This is a genomic window from Bradyrhizobium sp. SZCCHNGR1005 (assembly GCF_032489995.1).
In the GTDB taxonomy this organism is placed as follows: domain Bacteria; phylum Pseudomonadota; class Alphaproteobacteria; order Rhizobiales; family Xanthobacteraceae; genus Bradyrhizobium.
This window is the reverse complement of the sequence record NZ_JAUEZC010000002.1, coordinates 1,218,722-1,237,413: the sequence shown is the minus strand read 5'-3', so window position 1 is coordinate 1,237,413 and position 18,692 is coordinate 1,218,722. Positions and strand designations below refer to the sequence as shown.

Below are 18,692 nucleotides of genomic sequence, written 5' to 3'. Positions count from 1 at the left end.
AGAGGACGACTGCGATGCAGCCGCTACTTCATCAGGCCTTTCTCCTTGTAGTAGCGGATAGCGCCCGGATGCAGCGGCACCGGACTGCCCTGCACGGCGCTCTCCAGCTTGATCTCCTTGCCGGCTGCGTGCGCATTCGCGAGTTCTGGCAGCGATTCGTAGATCAGCTTGGTCATCTGATAGGCGAGATCGTCCGATACGGTCGCGTTCGTGACCAGGTAGTTGATCACGGCGGCGGTCGGCACATCCTTGTCCTGTCCCTTATAGGTGCCGGCCGGGATGACGGTTGCCACGAACGGCGGTCCGATCTTCTCCACGACCTCCTTCGGCACCGCCACGACGGTGATCTCGCTGGAGGTCGACAGGTCCTTCAGCGAGGCGACGCCGAGACCGGCCGACTGCAGCGTCGCGTTCAATTGGCGGTTCTTCATCAGATCGACGGATTCGGCGAACGGCAGATATTCGACCTTGCCCAGATCCTTGTAGCTCATGCCCGCGGCGGCCAGGATCGCTCGCGAATTCAGCTCGGTGCCCGATTTCGGCGCACCGACCGACAGGCTCTTGCCCTTGAGGTCCGCTAATGTCTTGATGCCGGAATCGCCGGTGGCCACGATCTGTATATGGTTGGGATAGATCGCGCCGATCGTGCGCAGCTTGTCGAGCTTGCTCTTGAAGCCCGCCTCCTCCTCGCCGTTCCAGGCCGATTTCAGGGAGTCGCCGAGCGCAAAGGCGAGCTCGCCGCGGCCCTGCTGCAGCAGGATCAGGTTCTCCACCGAGGCCTTGGTGGCCTGGACCTGGGTCTTCACGTTCGGGATCTTGTCGCTGTAGATCTTTCCGATCGCAACGCCGAGTGGATAGTAAACGCCCGAGGTACCGCCGGTCAGCACGTTGATGAAGCTCTGCGCCTTGGCAACGGGGCTGTAGGCCAAGCCTGCGACAAAAAGTGCCAAGCCTACGATTTTGATAGAACGCATCGTTCCTCCCTATTTTGATTTTGCCGGCAAATTGGCCGGATGTGCAGCTCCGGTCAACCCATCCGAAGGACTGCAGGCCGGACCGGCTCGCCGCACCGCCTGATTTTGTGCTGGCGAGGATCGTCGCCGGATGTCGGCCGATAAATACTGCTCCCCGGTCTCACCGGAACGTCATGTCCAGGCATTTCGAAATATCAGAGCCCAACCCGGAGGAGATGGTAATGCAGCCGCGGACCTTCTGCTGGGTGGTGTCAGCCACCCAGATCGAATAGCCGCCGTTGCCGAAGAAGGAGTTGGTGTTCGCCGGCTCGGTTTCGGTGGCATCGAATTCGTAGTTGGAGTCGGTGTCGAAGACGCGCGGCTTCTGGGCGCAGCCGCCATCGGCTTGCACGTTGATGACCTCCTTGTTGTCGCGCGTCAGCGACAGCGACATCTGGCAGCGGTAATATTCTGAAGTCTTGACGTTGAAGACATAGCTGTAGGATTTGCAGGTTGCCGTGTTGAGCTTGCCGGCAGACAGGCCGCGGCTGCAGGCGATCCGCTGGTTGCTGGATAGCTTGAATTGATCGGCCTGCGCTGCCGGAACCAGCGCCACCAATGCCAACCCCAAACCGATCTTCGTGACGAGGTTCATTCGAATCATCCCTGCACGCATTTGCTTTGCGGTTCATTTCTAGACGATGGCACCAACATAGTCGCGAGATCCCGGGTGAAAAGTCGTAAAATGAATCGCTAGGCGGTGCGACAAACTCGCCGCTAACCTGCATTGGCGGGGCAGATGACGTTCGTGATTTGTTCGACGGGGATAGCGGCCGACGGGGCTGTGGGAGGATCAGATGACGAGTTTAATATCAAAGACATTTGTGACGGCCGGCCTCTTCGGCCTGGTGGCGGTCACGGCCTTTGCGGCGCCCGCCGCGCCTGTTCCGTGGGAGCTCAAGCCGAACATGGGCTATGCCTATGGCAAGGACGGCAAGACGCTCGCCTATAAGATGGGGACCAGGAACGCCGGCATGCTGTTCAAGGGGGCCAGGAAGGTCCCCAAGGGTACGTTGTTCTTCCTCGGCGAGAACGGCCAGCTCTATATGCGCACCGGCCCCTATCTGGAGGGGGACGGCAGCTTCTCCTTCGGCGCAGACGAATAGAGCTTCGTCGCTGGCGCGAGCGACCTCCGGACTCGGTAGCGGTGCTCACCCAATCCCACGTGGAAGAAGGAGGTGAGCCAGCGCATTTGCGCCGGCGCTTTCGTCCAACTCGTCCTGTTGGCCGCGCTAAAATGCCGCGGCCAATTCCTTCGCGCCCGGCAGGTTGCTGAGCGAATCCATCCTGGCGTCAGTGACCGCGAGCAGCTTCGCCACGGTGTTATGGCGGACCGCGACCGGATTGCGCTCATAGCCTGAGCGCTGGAAGAAGTTGGTGGTCGGCACCTGGTCGCGCATCGCCAGCGGCATGGTGACCATGTCGAAGCCGGTGCCGTCTCCGGTCAGGTTCATCATCTCGAGCTCGGCCGCGGTCAGCGGACGCGTGTAGCCCTTGGCGCGCGCGAACAGCACCGAGGTGAGGAGTTTATGAGTTTGCAGCATCGGGCCGACATCGATGTCGAGCACCATCGCATGCATGGCCCAGCCCTGCTCGGTGTCGCCGATCTTCTCGTGCGCCGACCAATCGTCCGGCACCGAGCGCGCGATCGCGACCATCTTCTTCAGGACCGAGAGCTTGCGCTCCATCGCCGCCCGAGCCGGGCCGGACGCCTGGGCGACGCGCTCCCCCAACAACCGGATGAACAGCGGTCCCTGCTCCGCCAGAAGCTCGACGCTGTTGGTGGTGAGCAGCTGATTGTAGCCGACCGCGGTCGAGATCGCACGATTGGCCTTGAAACCGGACTGCGAGTCGTGCCGGCCGTTGCCGCCGGTCTCGAACGCATAGACCCGCACCGCCTGCTCGCGCGTCAGCCCGCTCGCGGCGGCGAAGCGGGCATAGGCACGCTTGAAATCGATGTCATTGGCCGGTTGCTGCGGCTGCCATTGGAATTGCTCCCGTGCCGCCTTCACGAGATCGGCGACGACAGGGATGTATTTGCGCTCGCGCGGCGGCGGTTCCTGCTCGGGCTCCGGATTCACCGGCCGCTTCGGCCCGGTATAAACCGGCGGCTGCTCCAGGACGTAGTCGTCCAGCGCGATCGGCTGGTGTTCGCGCCGCTTGGCATTTCGACCGCGCCGCTTCTCTGCGATGGCCTTCCAATAGGCGCCAGCCTCCTGCTCGAACGCGGCCCTCGCCTCCTGATATTCGGCAAGCTTGCGGCGATAATCGGCGATCGCCTCCGGCGAAGCGGCTTGCGCCATGGCGTCCGCAGCCGCCCGCAATGACGCGTTCGGCCCCACGGCGAGCGCCGGCAGGGCTGCGAGCGACAGCCCGCAGGCAAGTATCAACAGGGATGCGCGAATCGGACGATGGAGCATGGCTCGGTTGTAGCCGAAACCGCGGCGACTTCCAGACGGAGACCGGCCGATGGCAGCTTCCGGGAACTTGACGCTGCAGGAACCGCCGGCGATGACGTCTTTCGAGCAGCCGTAGCAGGGATGGAACCGCCGCCGATGAGTCAGAAGGTCGCAACCAGGATGATTTCCGACGGCTGGGAGATCGTAGACACCACGGGCTTCCTGCACCTGATCGGGCCGCTGTGGCAGCGTCAGGTCGAGGGTGCTCTCGAACACGCACTGGTGACCGAGGACAAGCATCACAATCGCCGGGGCCTGGTCCAGGGCGGCGTGATCATGACGCTGGCCGATCGCAGCTGCGGCATGACCGCGCGCCACGTCGCCGGCAAGCCGCACATGGCCACCGTGCAGTTCGACACCCATTTCGTCGAAGCCGGCAAGATCGGCGAAATCCTGATCTCACGGCCGCATGTGGTGCGCACCACGCGCAGCCTGGTCTTCATCACGACCGAGATCACCGTCGAGCACCGCGTGATCGCGATGGCGAGCGGCGTGTTCAAGATCCTGAAGAGCGAGTGATGGCTTGGCCTTCACTTCGTCATTCCGGGGCGCGAGTGAAACGAGCGAACCCGGAATCTCGAGATTCCGGGTTCGATGCTTCGCATCGCCCCGGAATGACGCGTCCACCCGCTTGCGCTCGCAATGACGCGCCGAGAGATCTATGTTTCCATCCGATCTCCGCGTACGCGGCAAGATAAAGCAGGACAAGGCTCACCCCATGCACTACCGCCAGCTTGGCCGCAGCGGCCTGAAAGTATCGCCGATCTGCCTGGGCACCATGATGTTCGGCGGCCCGACCGACGAGGCAACCTCGGCCCGCATCATCGCCGGGGCTCACGACGCCGGCATCAACTTCATCGACACCGCGGACGCGTACAACAAGGGTCTCTCCGAGCAGGTGGTGGGGCGCGCCATTGCGAATGACCGCCACAGCTGGGTCCTTGCCACGAAGCTTGCCAATCCGATGGGCGACGATCCCAATCGCGCCGGGCTGTCGCGGCGCTGGGTGCTGCAGGCGGCAGATGAAAGCCTGGCGCGATTGGGCACCGACCACATCGACATCTACTATCTGCACAAGGAGGATCACGCGACGCCGCTGGACGAGACAGTACGCGCGATCGGCGACCTCATGCGGGCCGGCAAGATCCGCTATTTCGGCGTCTCCAACTATCGCGCCTGGCGCTTGGCCGAGATCTGCAACATCTGCGACCGGCTCGGCATCGACCGTCCGGTGGTCAGCCAGCCCTATTACAACGCGATGAACCGCATGCCGGAAGTCGAGCATCTGCCGGCCTGCGGCTACTACGGTCTCGGTGTGGTGCCCTATAGCCCGCTGGCGCGCGGCGTGCTGACCGGCAAATACAGCCCCGATGCGCCGCCGGCCGAGAACAGCCGCGCCGGACGCAACGACACCAGGATGATGCAGACCGAATGGCGGCCGGAGTCCCTACGGCTCGCCCAGGAGATCAAGCGCCACGCCGAGGCCAAAGGCTTCACCGCCGGCCAGTTCGCGGTCGCCTGGGTGCTGAACTCATCCTTTGTGAGCTCGGTGATCGCCGGCCCTCGCACCGAGGCGCAATGGGATGATTACCTCCGCGCGCTCGACTACCCCTTCGCGGCCGATGACGAGGCATTGATCGATCGCCTCGTCGTCACCGGCCACGCCTCGACGCCGGGCTACAACGATCCGGCCTATCCGATCGAAGGCCGCAGGCCGCTGGTGGGCTGATATGGACGAGGATCGTTACGGGCTGCCACTGTCGACCACCTCCGCCGAGGCCGCTACGGCCTATCGCGAGGGCGTCGATCTCCTGCTCGCATTCTGGCCCGGTGCTGCCGAAGCATTCGAGCGGGCGATCATGCGCGATCCGGAATTCGCGCTGGCCCATGCCGCCCGCGCTCGGGTCCACGCCATCTATCAGCAGCGCGAGCCTGCCCTGCAGACCATCGGACGCGCGCGCGAACTGGTCGAACGGCACGGCACCGCACGCGAGCGGAGCCATGTCGCGACGCTATCGCTCGCCATCCAGGGCCGCAGCGCGGAGGCGCTGACCGCGACGTTGTCGCATCTTGCGAGCTGGCCGCGCGACGCGATGGTGATGGCACTGCCGCTCGGGGCGTTCGGCCTGCTGGCATTCTCCGGCCGTGCCGATCATGACGCCGCCCGGCGCGAGCTGTGCGACAGCTACGCAGACGCCTATGGCGATGACTGGTGGTTCAAGTCCAACCATGGCTGGGCGCTGACCGAGGCCGGCGAGCTCACGCGAGGGCGCGCCATCACCGAGCGCAGCTTTGCGCTGCGTCGCCAGAACGCCTATGTCGTACACGCGCTGCTGCATGCGATGTTCGAGGAGGGTTCGATCGGCGAGGCCGACGCGCTCGTGACCGACTGGATCGACGACTACGACCGGACCGGCATGCTGCACGGCCATATCCGCTGGCATCAGGCGCTCGGTGCACTGGACCAGGGCGACTCCGCCAAGGCGCTTGCCCTCTACTCCGACGTGCTCGCGCCGGCCATGGTCTCCGCGCCGCCGCTCAACGCGCTCTCCGACTGCGCCTCGCTGCTGTGGCGGCTCGCGGCAAACGGACAATCCGTACCGCCCGGCGCCTGGACCGATCTATCCAGCTATGCACACAACCGCTTCGCGGGGTCGAGCCTGCCGTTCGTCGAGATGCACCTGACGCTGATCGCAGCAGCGACGCATGATCGCGCCGCGCTGAGCGGACGGCTCGCTGCGATCGAACGACGCTTGGCCGAGGGCAAGCTCGCGGCCGGTCGCATCGTTCCGCACATGGTGCGCGCGCTGCGCGCGTTCGCCGAGAGCAACTGGCGCGCCTGCGTCGATCAGCTCACCCCCGTCATCGGCGATCTCGCCAGGATCGGCGGCAGCCATGCCCAGCGCGAGGTGATCGAGGACACCTACATTCTGGCACTGATCCGCAGTGGCAAGCTCGCGCGGGCGCGTGCCGTGCTCGATGCTCGCCTGCACCGCCGCCCCTCGGCACGCGACACGCGGTGGCGGGCATTGGCGAGCGCGTAGGCCTCGACTATCCTTCCGTCTCCAGCCCCGTCGGCATCGGCACGTTCTCAGGCTGCAATTTGATGCCAGCGGCGAGCGCGACGGTCTCGAGCAGCGCGGCAAAGTCCTTTTCCAGATAGCCGGCGGGATCGGGCTGCAAGCTGGCGGCGCCGACATGGGCCTGCAGCGCCTCGCGCGTGGCCGCCGTCACTGGCATCGCCACATCGAGCTGACGCGCCGCCGAAAGTCCGAGGTCGAGATCCTTGCGCAGCAGCGCCGGCGTGAAGGTCGTGGTCCAGTCGAGATTGACCAGCGCATTGCTCTTGTACTTGGTGAAGGTCGAGCCCATCACGCTCGCATTCATGAAGTCGAGGAAGGCATGGCGCGGCACGCCGGCCTTCTGCGCCAGGATCGTGATCTCGGCGAGATTCTGGATGACGACGCCAAGGAAGACGTTGTGCGCGATCTTGCAGATGCGCGCGAGCTCGCCGTCGCCGACATAGGACACGCCGGAAGCCGCGATCTTCGCCAGATACGGCGCGACCTGATCGAACGCCGCCTTCGATCCCGACACCACGGACGACAGCTTGCCGGCCTTGACGCATTTGCCGTTGCCGGAGACCGGCGCGCGCACGAACTCACAGCCTTTCTCCTTCAACCGGGCCGCGATCGCCTCGGATTGTTCGACGCCGATCGAGGAGCAATCGACCAGGATCTTGGGCCGCGTGCCAGAGCTGGCGGAGACCAGGCCATGCTCGCCGAAATATACCTGCTCGAGATCCTTGGCCGTGGAGACCATCGAGAACACGATGTCGCAAGCGGAAAGATCGCTCGGGCGATCGACGATCACGCCGCCCTTGGCGGCGAGCGGCTCTGCCTTGGCGCGGGTGCGGTTGAAGATCGAGACCTTGTGGCCGGCCTTCAACAGCCGTTCGGCCATCGGAAAGCCCATCCGGCCCATGCCGATCCAGCCCAGCGTGTGCGTCGCCGTCATTGTCATCTCTCCGTCCTACTTACGACGGCTTCCGTCATTGCGAGGAGCGAAGCGACGAAGCAAACCAGAGTCATGTCCACCGCCCTGGATCGCTTCGCTCGCAATGACGAAAGCGCCAAAACAACAACTTTATTGGTCGCCAAGTCCTTTTGCTCAATAGCGGTTGGCGATCGGCAGCTCTTCCGCCGGGAATAGCGTGATCACCTGGCAGCCCTTGTCGGTGACCACGACCTCTTCCTCGATACGCGCCGCGGAGTAACCGTCGGCGGCGGGACAATAGGTCTCCAGCGCGAACACCATGCCGGTCTTGATCTCCATCGGATTCTCCAGTGAGACCAGGCGGGAGATGATCGGACGCTCATGCAGCGCAAGGCCGAGACCGTGGCCGAATTGCAGGCCGAACGCGGCCATCTCGGATGGAAAGCCGAACTCCTCCGCCTTCGGCCAGACCTTGGCGACCGTATCGGTCGAGACGCCCGGCTTGATCAGCGCGATCGCGTTGTCGAGCCATTCGCGGCACTGCTTGTAGGCATCGTGCTGCACCGGCGTGGCGCGGCCGACATTGAAGGTGCGGTAGTAGCAGGTGCGGTAGCCCTGGTAGGACTGCAGGATGTCGAAGAAGGCCTGGTCGCCGGGCCGCAGGATCCGGTCGGTGAAATTGTGCGGATGCGGATTGCAGCGCTCGCCGGAGATGGCGTTGATCGCCTCGACGTCGTCGGAGCCCATCTCGTAGAGCAGCTTGTTGGCGAGCGCGACGATGTCGTTCTCGCGCACACCCGGCTTCAGATGCTCGTAGATCGAATGATAGACGCCGTCGACCATGGCCGCGGCCTGGTTCAACAGCATGATCTCGTCGATGTTCTTGATCTCGCGCGCGTCCAGCATCACCTGCTGGCCATCGACGACCTTGATGCCGGCCTTCTGGAGCTCGAAGAACATCGCGGTCTCGGCGAGGTCGACGCCGACGGGCATGTCGGCGACGCCGGCGGAGCGCAGCAGGCTCATCACCTCCTCGGCATGCGCCTTCATCAGCCCGACCGCAGGCGGCACGGTGCCGCGCATGCCGAGCATGCCGGCGCGGCAATTCTCCGGCGCAAGCCAGTCGCAGAAGATCCGGTGATGCACGGCCGCCGAGCCGAAATCCCACACGATCGGCTCGCCATCGCCCGCCAGCAGCGCGAAGCGGCAGAGCTTGTCGCGCTCCCATTCGCCGATCTTGGTGCCGGAGACGTAGCGGATGTTGTTCACGTCGAACAGCAGCAGCGCGCCGCAGCCCGACGCCTTCAGCGCCGCACGCGCGCGCGCCAGCCGGTAGCGCCGCAGCCGGTCGAAATCGACACGGCGTTCGAAATCGACCGAGACGTGGCCATGCGAAGGAATGGCGCGGTTCCAACGCCAATGCGGATCGAGATGCTCGGGACTGACAAGATGCGGCTTGAGAGCGCTGGCAGTCATCTGCGGATCTCCGGCTTGCAATCGATTGCAAATGCGGGTTTATTGCAGATGGCCGAAAGCTGTCAAGGCGGACGGACGTTCAAACGTCGCTGCGACGCGGCATGAAGATCACGCAGATGAAACGGAACCCGCTGCCATCGCCGCGCAAGCGCGCAACAAATTTCTCGGCGCGCCCGACCATCAAGGACATCGCCGAGCGCTGCGGCGTGCATCCCTCGACCGTGTCGCGCGCGCTGAGCCCGGCCATGAGGCATCTCGTGGCGGACGATGTCGCGCAGCGCGTTCAGCGGATCGCAAACGCCCTTGGCTATCGCCTGAACACGGCGGCCCAGGGCCTGCGCACCGGGCGCAGCGGCCTGATCGGCGTGCTCGCGCCCGATATCGCCGACCCCGGCTTCCCGCCGATCCTGTCCGGCATTGCCGAGCAGCTCGAGGCCGCCGGCTATGCGACCATCGTCGTCGACGTCGGAGCAAACGGCTCGCAGCAGGAGTTGATCGATCGCCTGATCGCCCGCGGCGTCGACGGCCTCGTACTCGCCACCGTCGGCTTGCGCGACGGAATCGTAAAGCATTGCCTGGATGCGGCACTGCCGGTCGTGCTGGTCAACCGGGTCGATGCCGGCGCGCGGCTGCCTTCAGCGGCCAGCGACGACGAAACAGGCATGCGGCTTGCGGTCGATCATCTCGTCGGTCTCGGCCATCGGCGCATCGCTCACGTCGCCGGGCCGGCAAACGTCTCGACCGGCGCGCGGCGCCGCGCCGGCTTCGAGGCCAGCGCCAAGCAGCTCGGACTAACTGCGGACGGCATCATGGTGGAGACTGCCGCAGCCTATACACGCGAGGCCGGGCGAGCTGCGGCGCTAAGGCTGCTCGACCGCAAGGCGCGCCCCAGCGCGGTCGTCGCGGCCAATGACCTGCTGGCGCTCGGCGTCTACGACGCGCTCGCCGCACGCGGGCTCAAGTGCCCGCAGGACATCTCAGTGGTCGGCCACAACGACATGCCCTTCGTGGATATGGTCTCGCCGCCTCTGACCACGGTGCGCATCGCGCAACGTCAGATGGGCGAAGCGGCAGCCCGGCTCCTGCTCGACCGCATTGCAAGTCCGGCGGCGAAACGCGAGCATGTCGTGCTGGCGCCGAGCCTGATCGTGCGCGGCTCGACGTCGGGACCTGCGCAGCGCTGACGGTAACGGATGTTATTGGAGCGCTTTGCCGTCCGGCATGGCGCGCGTGATCACCTGTCCGGCGTTGGCGCCCTGATGTACACCCTGTGACCAAGTGAGCGCGCCGTTGACGATGACGGCCTCGATGCCAGCGGCGGGCACGCAGGGCTCGTCATAGGTCGCGGTGTCTCGCACCGTGGCCGGGTCGAAGATCGTGATGTCGGCGCGGTTGCCGACCGCGATGGTCCCGCGCTCCCGGATGCCGAAATTCGCCGCAGTCAGCCCGCTCATCTTCCACACCGCGGTTTCCAGCGAGAACAGATTGAGCTCGCGGCAGTAATAGCCGAGCACGCGCGGGAACGTGCCCCAGAGCCGCGGATGCGGCCGCTCGCCGAACGGCAGCCCGTCGGAGCCGATCATGGTCGGCTCGAACGCCAGGATGTTCTGCACGTCGGCCTCATCCATCGAGAAGTAGATCGCCGAGGCCGGCTGCAGCCGCTTCGCGGCTTCGAGCCGGTCGACGCCCCACTCGGCGGCGATGTCCGAGAGATCGCGGCCGGCCATCTCCGGATGCGGCTTGGAGGCCGCGACGACCACCTTCACCTGCAGCTTGGCAGGATCGAGGTGCAGCATCGTCGAGGAGGCGTTGTAGGGATAGCAGTCGAGCGCGACGCATTGGCACTGCATCGCGCCACGGATCATCGGCAGGGTGAGCTTGGATTTGCCGAAATTCGCCGGCCCCGCCAGCTTGTGATGTGAGATCACCACCTGCACGTCGAGTGCCCGGCCGATCGCAAAGCTCTCCTCGAGCGACTCGGCACAGCGATCCGCCTCATTACGCATATGCGTTGCATAGACCGCGCCTGTCCCCGTCAAGGGACGGCAGACCTCGATGATCTCTTCGGTCGGCGCCGCTTCCGCCGGCGGGTAATAGGTGCCCGTGGAGATGCCCAGCGCGCCGGCATCCAGCGCCTCCTGCACCAAGGCGCGCATTTCGGCCACCTCTGCATCCGTTGCCGCACGGCCGAGGTCGCTCATGACGGACGCGCGCAGCGCGGTGTGCCCGACCATCGGCGCAACGTTGACGGAAGCCGGCGCCGCACGCAGCGCAGCCATATAGGCGGCGAAGGTGGCGAACTCGGCCTTGCGGCCGTCGCCGGCGGCAAGCAGACCCAGCGGCATCGGCCGCGGCGTTCCCGGCTTGAGCGGGGCGATGCTGACGCCGCAATTGCCGGTGACGACGGTGGTCACACCTTGCGAGATCTTGCAGACCATCTGCCGGTCGAGCAGCACCGCGCCGTCATCATGGGTATGGGAATCGATAAAGCCCGGCGCGACGATCTTGCCGTCTGCATCGATCGTCCGGTGAGCAGACTGGCCAGCGAGATCGCCGATCGCGGCGATACGGCCGTCGCGAATGCCGACATCGGCAGCAAATCGCGGCGCCTTGGTTCCGTCGATCACGACGCCGCCGCGGATAAGGAGATCGAAGCCCGGGGTCTGCTCAGTCATAATGCCTCGCGCCAGCACCTTCTTGCCGAAGTTCGCAACTCAGCATTCGCAGACATCGGCACGATATCTTGCCCCCCGGACTCCGGCGAACTTCGGACATTGGCGAGTACGAATGGGCGGCAATTGGCGAACTCATCGAATGGACAAGGCGCCGGCGCAAGGCCCGTTTACTTCTTGCCCTTCTTGGGCTTGGCCTTCTTCGCAGACTTCTTGGCCTGCTTCTTCAGTGCGGAAAGACCCTGATTTGCGTTCTTCAGGGCCTCCATCAATTCTTCTTTCTGGCTTTCGAGCATCTTCTGCAGAGCTTCCCGCTCTTCATCGGACAAGGCGCTGAAATCAATATATTTGACAAAGCCCATAGTAACCCCTTCCTTTCGGCTCGCGGTTGCCGATTGCAACGGGGCGCACTGTTGCCCGGCGCCAGCGAACAATCAAGATCGATCCAGCGCTACTCACAGGCCGAACATCCGAGTTCGGCGTCGTCAACCGGTTCAAGCCGCCTGGCGATCGAGCAGTTCGGCCAATGACGTTCGAGAGCCGGCGATGGCCATCTCGAGGATCGCTCTGAAATCCGCCACCCATGTCGCCATGTCGTCGAACGCGAACAGATCGGCCTTGTAGCCCAGCGTGCCGGTGACGCCGGTCGGACGCTCCTTGAGCATCAGGCTCAGCCAGGTCTGATTGACCGGGAGCACCGGCTGGCCTTCGCGGGACACATCTCCGAACGGCTTCACAGCGATGCCCGGCAGCCTCAACGGTTGGCGCAGCGGATTCTGCAAAGTGAAATACACCTGGATCAGACCGGCGGGATCGATGCCGTCCTTTTCGGCCAGCTGCTCGGCCAGAACGTTGAAGGGCAGTTCCTGCCGGGCATGCGCATCGAGCACCGCGCGGCGCACCCGATCGAAGGCTTCAGCAAACGACAGTTCCGGCGTGAGTCGGGTGCGAATGATGACCGTGTTTTCCAACGGCCCGACCACGCGCTCGGTCGCCGGCTGGACGCGATTGGCCATCGAGGTCGCGATACAAATATCCTGCTGTCCGGTCCGCTTCATGAGCACCGCGTTGAGCGCGGTCAGCAGACCCATGAACAGCGTCCCGTTCTGCGATTTCGCGAACGCGTCCAACCGTTTGATCAGGCTGCGCGTAAGCTGGACGGGCTCGTGGCCAGTGCGTGCGCCAAGCCGCGCTGCGACGCCGCGCCCCCCAGGACCAAACACCGGCGTCGCCGCATGCAGAACCTCGCGCCAATAACACATCTGCCCATCCGCGGCGGCGGTCGTACACCACGCACGCTGCCATCGGGCGACATCGGAGAAGGTCAGCTTGCCCTGGGGCGGAAGCAGCGGCTCGGGTGCGGGCAACGACGAGCAGGTTTGCGAGATCTCCTCGAGCAGCAGCCCGATCGACCAGCCATCGACGACGGCATGATGGAAGGTGATCAGCAGGACATAATCGTCGGCGGCGAGCCGCAACAGCCGCGCGCGAAGCAGCGGAGCATGACTGACATCGAACGGTGTCCAGGCCTCCTGCTGTGCGATCAGCTTCGCAGCCCTCAGGCGCAAACGTTGGCTGGGCCGATCATCGTCGTCAGCAACACCATCGGCCAGATCCTCCACCGACAGGATTCCGGGTACCTGATCGGGAGCGATCACGACCGCGTGAGGCTCGTCGTCACCCCTGCCGAACCCGGTGCGCAGGACGTCATGACGTCTCACTACATCGGAAAGACCTCGCGCGAGCGCGTCGATCTTGATGGGGCCGACAAGCCGGAATGCGAAGGGCAGATTGAACTGCGGCAGCCCAGGCAGCGCATGCTCCATCCTGATCATCTGCGCCTGCGCCATTGAGGCCTGCGGCCCAGCCCCCCGTGCGATCGCCGGAATGAGCTGCATTGGCTGGAGCTGCTGGGCCCGGGCCTGATCGATCCGTTGCGCGAACGCCGTCACGGTCGGCGCCTCGAACAGAACCTTCATCGGCAGAGACAGCTGCAACGCTGCGGCGAGGCGAGCCATGACTTGGCCCGCCAGCAGGGAGTGGCCGCCAAGCTCGAAGAAATTGTCGGTGGCGCCAATGCGGCGTCGCTTCAGCACCTCGGCCCAGATCTCGCAGACGAGCGTCTCGATCGCGTTCTCGGGCGCAATCGGCTCCGGCCCCTCCGTGACATCCGCGATCGGGCTTACCCTCAGGACCGCGCGATCCACCTTGCCATGTGCATTCAATGGCAGCCGGTCGAGAAACAGGAAGGCCGAGGGGATCATATGGCCCGGCAGCTTCGCCTTGATAAAGCTGCGTAGCTCGCTCGCGGTCAGCCGACCGCCAGAGGCCGGCACCACATGGGCGATCAGCCGGATGTCGCGGCCAGCGAGGCCATGCGGTTCGACGATCGCGTGGCGGACCAGCGGGTGATCGAGCAGAACCTGCTCGATTTCCTGCAGCTCGATTCTGTGGCCACGAATTTTCAGCTGGCGATCCATGCGCCCGAGGCATTCGAGCGCCCCGTCCGCACGCCGGCGACCGAGATCGCCGGTGCGATAGAGCCGCGCACCGGCGATGGCCGAGAAGGGATCGGGCACAAACCGCTCAGCTGTCCGAGCCGGGTCATTGAGGTAGCCACGGGCCACGCCGGCGCCGCCGACGCAGATTTCGCCGACCACGCCGATCGGCACCGGCTGAAACTGTCCGTCCAGCACATAGACCTGCGTGTTCGGCAATGATTGGCCGATCGAAACCACGCCGCCCGGCTCCGGTGCAGAGGTCATGCGATGCAAGGTGACGTCATCGGAGCATTCCGATGCGCCATAGGCATTGACCAACGGGATATCCGGAAAGTGCGTCAACCAGCTGCGGCAAAGATCCACGGTCAGCGGCTCGCCGGTTGCAATGACGATGCGCAGGCCGGACAGCGCGCGCGTGATGGCTTGGTCCTCGACCTGCTCCAGCAGCGCGCGCAGCAGCGACGGTACGATCTGCAGCACAGTGATGCCGTGCGCGCCGATCTCCTGCGCCAGCAGGATGGGATCCCTCACCACCTCGGCGGCGCAGACATGAATGCGGGCGCCGACCGTTAGTCCAGCCAGGCACTGCCACACCGCGATGACGAAACTTTGCGGCGCAGTCTGCGCGACTACGTCGCCAGGGCCAAGTCCGAACGCGGCAACCACCGAGGCAAGGTGATTTGCCAGCCCGCGCCGTTCGATCAGCGTACCCTTCGGCCAACCCGACGAGCCCGACGTGTAGATGACATAGGCGAGACCAGTCTCTGCGACGCTCGGCAACGCAGCGCCACCGGACGGAGGCGTCGTGACCAGTTCGTCGATCAGAGCAATCCTCGGCTGAACCTCGGTCGCAAATTGATCCATGACCGGCTGCAGCGCCGCGACCTCGCCCTCCGACGCCAGAATGAAGGCTGCGCCGCTGTCCTTGAGCATATGGACGAGGCGCGCCGCCGGCTGCGCAGGATCGAGACAGAGGAACGCGGCGCCGGCACGATGCACGCCGACCATAGCCGCCAGCAGATGCGGCGAGCGCGCGCCCCATAGGGCGACCACCGCTTCCGGCCCTAGACCCTCGCTGATCAGCCGGCCGGCAATCGCTGCGCTGGACGCATCGAGTTCACGATAGCTGATGCGATGCCCGGCATCGGACACCGCGATCGCCTCCGGCATGCGCGCGACCTGCGCGGCGAGGCCCGCCAGCACATCGCCCTGCGATCCGAAATCGATCCGCGAGCCCGCCGCCAGCTTCAGAACCTCACGCCGCTCCGAGGCGGGCAGCATCTCCAACTGCGTTATCGGCGCGCCCGGATCGTCGAGGGCAGCCTGAAGTAGCGTGTCGAGATGCGCCGCCATTCGCGCAATCGTGCCGGCTTCGAACAGGTCAGTGCTGTATTCGAAGAAGCCGGCATAGGCCTCGCCGGAATCGTTGAGCTCCAGCGTCAGATCGAAGCGCGCGAGTCCCGGATCGACGTCGATGAGATCGACCGACAATCCTGGAAGCGTCGGCGTCGTGGTCGTGGCATTCTGCAGAATGAACATGACCCGAAACAGCGGCGCTGCATCCTGGCCGCGCAACAGCGGCGCGGTCCGCAGCACCTCCTCGATCGGCAGATCCTGGTTGCGATAGGCATCGATGGTGACGGTGCGGACGCGCGCGAGCAGCGCACGGAAACTCGGATCGCCCGATAAATCGGTGCGCAGCACGATCGTATTGGCGAACATGCCGATCAGCCGCTCGATCTCGACCTGGTTGCGGTTGGCGATCAGCGAGCCAACCGCGACGTCGGCGTGGCCGGTGACGCGATAGAGAAGGCCCTGGAACGCCGCGAGCAGCGTCATGAACGGTGTGACGCCTTCGGCGCGGCAGAATGCTCGGATTCGCTCAGACAAAACGGGCGTGAACGCCAGAGCATGGCGGGCACCGCGGCCGCTCAAGCTCACCGGGCGCGGACGATCGGTCCGCAACGGCAACACCGTGAGGCCCTCGAGCTGCGCATGCCAATAGGCCAGCTGTTGCTTGGCGGCCTGGGTGCGTAACCAGCCCTGCTGCCAGGCGACAAACTGGCGATACTGGATCAAAGGCGGCGGCAGCCGATCCGCCGAAAGGCCGCAATGGCGCCCGTAATGGGCGCCCAGCTCCTCCCAAAACAGCCGCTGCGACCAGCCGTCCGTCGCCACATGGTGAATGCGGACGACGAGTGCATGATCGTCGTCGGCGAAATGAAACAGCCAAGCCTGGAACGGCGGCTGCTGCGCAAGGTCGGCCCTCGACCGCATGATCTGCAGCACTTCGTTGCGCACCCCCCCTTCCCGGTCGGCGGCCGGAGTGTCGCCCAGGTCGATCCGATGCAGCTTGGCCGGCGCTGGCTGAGCGATTTGAACCCGCCTGCCGCGCCGCTCGGAGAAGGTGCTGCGCAGGGTGTCATGACGCCGGCTGATCTCGGCAATGCTGGCGTCGAGAGCCGCAACGTCGAGCGGACCTGTGAGCCGCACGGCTTCCACGACATTATAATGACAGCCTGTCGGATCGAGATCGGCCAGAAAATGGATTCGCTGCTGCTGGAAGGAGAGCGGTGCTGCGACCTCATAGGCGGCCGGGGCGCGCCAGCCTGGTGCGGCGATTGCCCGCCTGCGCGAGGTTGCCTGCAGCCGCGCGGCGAGGGCCGCCACCGTCGGTGCGTCGAACACATCCCGAAATGACAGCGTGACCCGAAGCTGGTCGCGCACGCGGGAGAGGAACTGCGTCACCAGGATCGAGTCGGCACCGAGCGCGAACACGTCCTGATCGACACCGATCTCGCTGCACTCGAGCAGTCCAGCCCAGATCCCGGCGAGCTGCATTTCCGCCTCGGTCCGCGGTGCCGACGCGCCCGCCGCCGGCGCGTTGACAGGCGCCGCAAACGTCTCTGCGAGAGCGCTCCGCTTGATCTTGCCGCTCGCTCCTTTCGGCAGCGCCGTCGCGAGATGGATCACGCTGGGGACTTTATATCCGGCGAGCTGCGTCCCGGCGAACTGTCGCAGTTGGTCCGCATCCAACCTCGCTTTTGGCTTCGGGACGATCGCGGCTGCGACCGCCTCGCCAAGCCGTGGATGCGGCATCGCAAAAGCGGCCGCTTCCAGCACGTCAGGGTGACGAAGCAGGACCTGCTCGACCTCCTCCGGCGACACCTTCTGCCCGCCGCGATTGATGATGTCCTTGATCCGCCCGGCGATGAAGAGATAGCCATCCGCGTCGAGATAGCCGAGATCGCCCGTCCTGAACCAGCCGTCACGAAACGCGGCTGCGGTTGCGGCGGGATCATCGCAATAGCCGCGCGTGATGGTCGGGCCGCGCAGCATGATCTCGCCGCGGGCGCCCACCGGGAGCACCCCGCCCTGCTCGTCCATGATCGCGATCTCAGGACCGGCCGACCGCCCGACCGACCCGACCTTGCGGAGCTCGATCGGATTGGCCGCGATCTGCGATGCGCCTTCGGTCATGCCATAGGTCTCGATGACCGGCACGCCGAACAGCGCCTCCAGGCCTTCGAGGACGGCCGGCGCCAGGGATGACGAGGCAGAGCGAATCACGCGCAGCGAACAGTCGGAAACCGAATCGGCCTGCGCTTCCGACGCGGACAGCAGCGCGCGATGGATCGCAGGCACCGCGGTGTACCAACTCGGCCGCAACTCGCGCAGGCAGGCGAAGAAGCCCTGCGCATCAAAGCCCGACGTGCAGATCACGCTCGATCCGGCGCTCAGCGCCGTGAGCACGCCGGAGATCAGACCATGGGCATGGAACAAAGGCAGCACATTGAGCAGACGGTCTTCGCCCGTCAGCCGCAACACCGCACCCGCATTGTAGGCCGAACGACAGACACTCGCCTGCGTGAGCGGCACCATTTTCGGCCGCGAGGCCGTCCCCGACGTCAGCAAGATGAAAGCGTCGTCCGCTGACGTCGCCACACCCGCTGCCACGGCGGGCCGGATCGGACGGCCGGTCAACACGAAACCTGCACGCTCTCTCGGCGCGATCTCGATGACGGGAATGCCGAGCGTGTGCGCGACGCCACGACTGGCGGACGACATGTCTGCACGCGTCACCAGGGCGGAAAGGCGGAGATCACTGAAATAGCGCAGCAGCTCATCCGCGGTGAAATCCGGATTGACGGGAACGCAGACCGCACTTGCAGCGACAGCAGTCAAAACGATCGCGTTCTCCGAGCCGCGCGGCAGCATGACTGCGAGCCGGTCGGCGGGGCCGATGCCCAGCGCGCGGAGATCGCGCAAGAGCTCGGACGTGAGCGCCCAGAGCTCCGCATAGCTAACCGCGGCGCCCGTTGGACCAATAATGGCTGCGCGATCGGGACTCGCTGCTGCATGACATTGCAAAAGTGCCCCGATGCTCGAGAAGAATGGCTCGGCGGCTGATCCTGGGGACGACTGAAAATCAATATCTGGCAAATTGGTGCCTTTTCTGAAAGTGTAGGCTATTGTTTTAAACCTTTGAGAGCGTGTCCAGCCCAACGTAGAGCGGAGTCCCCAATTTATCTAATAATGCGGAGACGGTACGTTTGCGGCGACGCTTAAGCCAGA

General features: G+C 65.0%; 13 protein-coding genes. 5 read left to right on the top strand and 8 right to left on the bottom strand.

The genetic code is table 11. The features are described 5' to 3' along the window. Positions 1–23 precede the first annotated feature (23 nt). Positions 24–974, bottom strand: coding sequence for a TAXI family TRAP transporter solute-binding subunit (locus QXZ85_RS11750; RefSeq protein WP_316174159.1), 951 nt, complete (start codon positions 972–974; stop codon positions 24–26). A gap of 160 nt (positions 975–1,134) precedes the next feature. Beyond that, positions 1,135–1,608 (bottom strand): hypothetical protein, encoded by a 474-nt coding sequence (locus QXZ85_RS11745; RefSeq protein WP_315701706.1) that lies wholly within the window; start codon positions 1,606–1,608, stop codon positions 1,135–1,137. A gap of 202 nt (positions 1,609–1,810) precedes the next feature. Here QXZ85_RS11745 and QXZ85_RS11740 point away from each other — a divergent pair, with 202 nt between their 5' ends. Then, positions 1,811–2,119: a hypothetical protein gene (locus QXZ85_RS11740; RefSeq protein WP_315701707.1), complete on the top strand. Its 309-nt coding sequence runs from the start codon at positions 1,811–1,813 to the stop codon at positions 2,117–2,119. 126 nt (positions 2,120–2,245) lie between these two features. On the opposite strand, the gene QXZ85_RS11735 is transcribed toward QXZ85_RS11740, so the two are convergent. After that, positions 2,246–3,433, bottom strand: coding sequence for a hypothetical protein (locus QXZ85_RS11735; RefSeq protein ID WP_315763163.1), 1,188 nt, complete (start codon positions 3,431–3,433; stop codon positions 2,246–2,248). A gap of 135 nt (positions 3,434–3,568) precedes the next feature. On the opposite strand from QXZ85_RS11735, the gene QXZ85_RS11730 reads away from it, so the two are divergent. The 3 genes from QXZ85_RS11730 (at position 3,569) to QXZ85_RS11720 (ending at position 6,516) form a co-directional block, all read left to right on the top strand. Beyond that, positions 3,569–3,991: a PaaI family thioesterase gene (locus QXZ85_RS11730; RefSeq protein ID WP_315701709.1), complete on the top strand. Its 423-nt coding sequence runs from the start codon at positions 3,569–3,571 to the stop codon at positions 3,989–3,991. Positions 3,992–4,190: 199 nt separating this feature from the next. Next, a complete protein-coding gene (locus tag QXZ85_RS11725; protein ID WP_315763165.1) occupies positions 4,191–5,201 on the top strand; it encodes an aldo/keto reductase in 1,011 nt (336 codons plus the stop codon). A 1-nt stretch (position 5,202) separates the two neighbouring features. Further along, positions 5,203–6,516 carry a tetratricopeptide repeat protein gene (locus QXZ85_RS11720; RefSeq protein WP_315767534.1) on the top strand — a complete coding sequence of 438 codons (1,314 nt, stop codon included), beginning with the start codon at positions 5,203–5,205 and terminating at the stop codon, positions 6,514–6,516. A 7-nt stretch (positions 6,517–6,523) separates the two neighbouring features. On the opposite strand, the gene QXZ85_RS11715 is transcribed toward QXZ85_RS11720, so the two are convergent. Then, entirely contained in the window at positions 6,524–7,489 is a 966-nt protein-coding gene (locus QXZ85_RS11715) for an NAD(P)-dependent oxidoreductase (RefSeq protein WP_315701712.1), read from the bottom strand. A 153-nt stretch (positions 7,490–7,642) separates the two neighbouring features. After that, entirely contained in the window at positions 7,643–8,944 is a 1,302-nt protein-coding gene (locus tag QXZ85_RS11710; RefSeq protein ID WP_315701713.1) for a Xaa-Pro peptidase family protein, read from the bottom strand. A gap of 116 nt (positions 8,945–9,060) precedes the next feature. Here QXZ85_RS11710 and QXZ85_RS11705 point away from each other — a divergent pair, with 116 nt between their 5' ends. Further along, a complete protein-coding gene (locus QXZ85_RS11705) occupies positions 9,061–10,128 on the top strand; it encodes a LacI family DNA-binding transcriptional regulator (RefSeq protein ID WP_315701714.1) in 1,068 nt (355 codons plus the stop codon). 12 nt (positions 10,129–10,140) lie between these two features. Here QXZ85_RS11705 and QXZ85_RS11700 read toward each other — a convergent pair whose 3' ends face one another. The 3 genes from QXZ85_RS11700 to QXZ85_RS11690 form a co-directional block, all read right to left on the bottom strand. Continuing rightward, positions 10,141–11,619 (bottom strand): D-aminoacylase, encoded by a 1,479-nt coding sequence (locus QXZ85_RS11700; protein WP_315701715.1) that lies wholly within the window; start codon positions 11,617–11,619, stop codon positions 10,141–10,143. A 167-nt stretch (positions 11,620–11,786) separates the two neighbouring features. Further along, complete coding sequence (locus QXZ85_RS11695) at positions 11,787–12,050, bottom strand: hypothetical protein (protein ID WP_315701716.1); 264 nt, start codon at positions 12,048–12,050, stop codon at positions 11,787–11,789. Between the two features lie 60 nt (positions 12,051–12,110). Further along, on the bottom strand, positions 12,111–18,488 hold the full coding sequence (locus tag QXZ85_RS11690) for a non-ribosomal peptide synthetase (protein ID WP_316174156.1): 6,378 nt from the start codon (positions 18,486–18,488) through the stop codon (positions 12,111–12,113). Positions 18,489–18,692: the final 204 nt, after the last annotated feature.

What these genes read in the sequence shown, in the direction of transcription:
- QXZ85_RS11725 (WP_315763165.1), top strand. Translation starts at nt 4,191, where the DNA reads ATGCACTACCGCCAGCTTGGCCGCAGCGGCCTGAAAGTATCGCCGATC.
- QXZ85_RS11730 (WP_315701709.1), top strand. Translation starts at nt 3,569, where the DNA reads ATGAGTCAGAAGGTCGCAACCAGGATGATTTCCGACGGCTGGGAGATC.
- QXZ85_RS11700 (WP_315701715.1), bottom strand. Translation starts at nt 11,619, where the DNA reads ATGACTGAGCAGACCCCGGGCTTCGATCTCCTTATCCGCGGCGGCGTC.
- QXZ85_RS11750 (WP_316174159.1), bottom strand. Translation starts at nt 974, where the DNA reads ATGCGTTCTATCAAAATCGTAGGCTTGGCACTTTTTGTCGCAGGCTTG.
- QXZ85_RS11735 (WP_315763163.1), bottom strand. Translation starts at nt 3,433, where the DNA reads ATGCTCCATCGTCCGATTCGCGCATCCCTGTTGATACTTGCCTGCGGG.
- QXZ85_RS11745 (WP_315701706.1), bottom strand. Translation starts at nt 1,608, where the DNA reads ATGAACCTCGTCACGAAGATCGGTTTGGGGTTGGCATTGGTGGCGCTG.
- QXZ85_RS11710 (WP_315701713.1), bottom strand. Translation starts at nt 8,944, where the DNA reads ATGACTGCCAGCGCTCTCAAGCCGCATCTTGTCAGTCCCGAGCATCTC.
- QXZ85_RS11715 (WP_315701712.1), bottom strand. Translation starts at nt 7,489, where the DNA reads ATGACGGCGACGCACACGCTGGGCTGGATCGGCATGGGCCGGATGGGC.
- QXZ85_RS11740 (WP_315701707.1), top strand. Translation starts at nt 1,811, where the DNA reads ATGACGAGTTTAATATCAAAGACATTTGTGACGGCCGGCCTCTTCGGC.
- QXZ85_RS11705 (WP_315701714.1), top strand. Translation starts at nt 9,061, where the DNA reads ATGAAACGGAACCCGCTGCCATCGCCGCGCAAGCGCGCAACAAATTTC.
- QXZ85_RS11720 (WP_315767534.1), top strand. Translation starts at nt 5,203, where the DNA reads ATGGACGAGGATCGTTACGGGCTGCCACTGTCGACCACCTCCGCCGAG.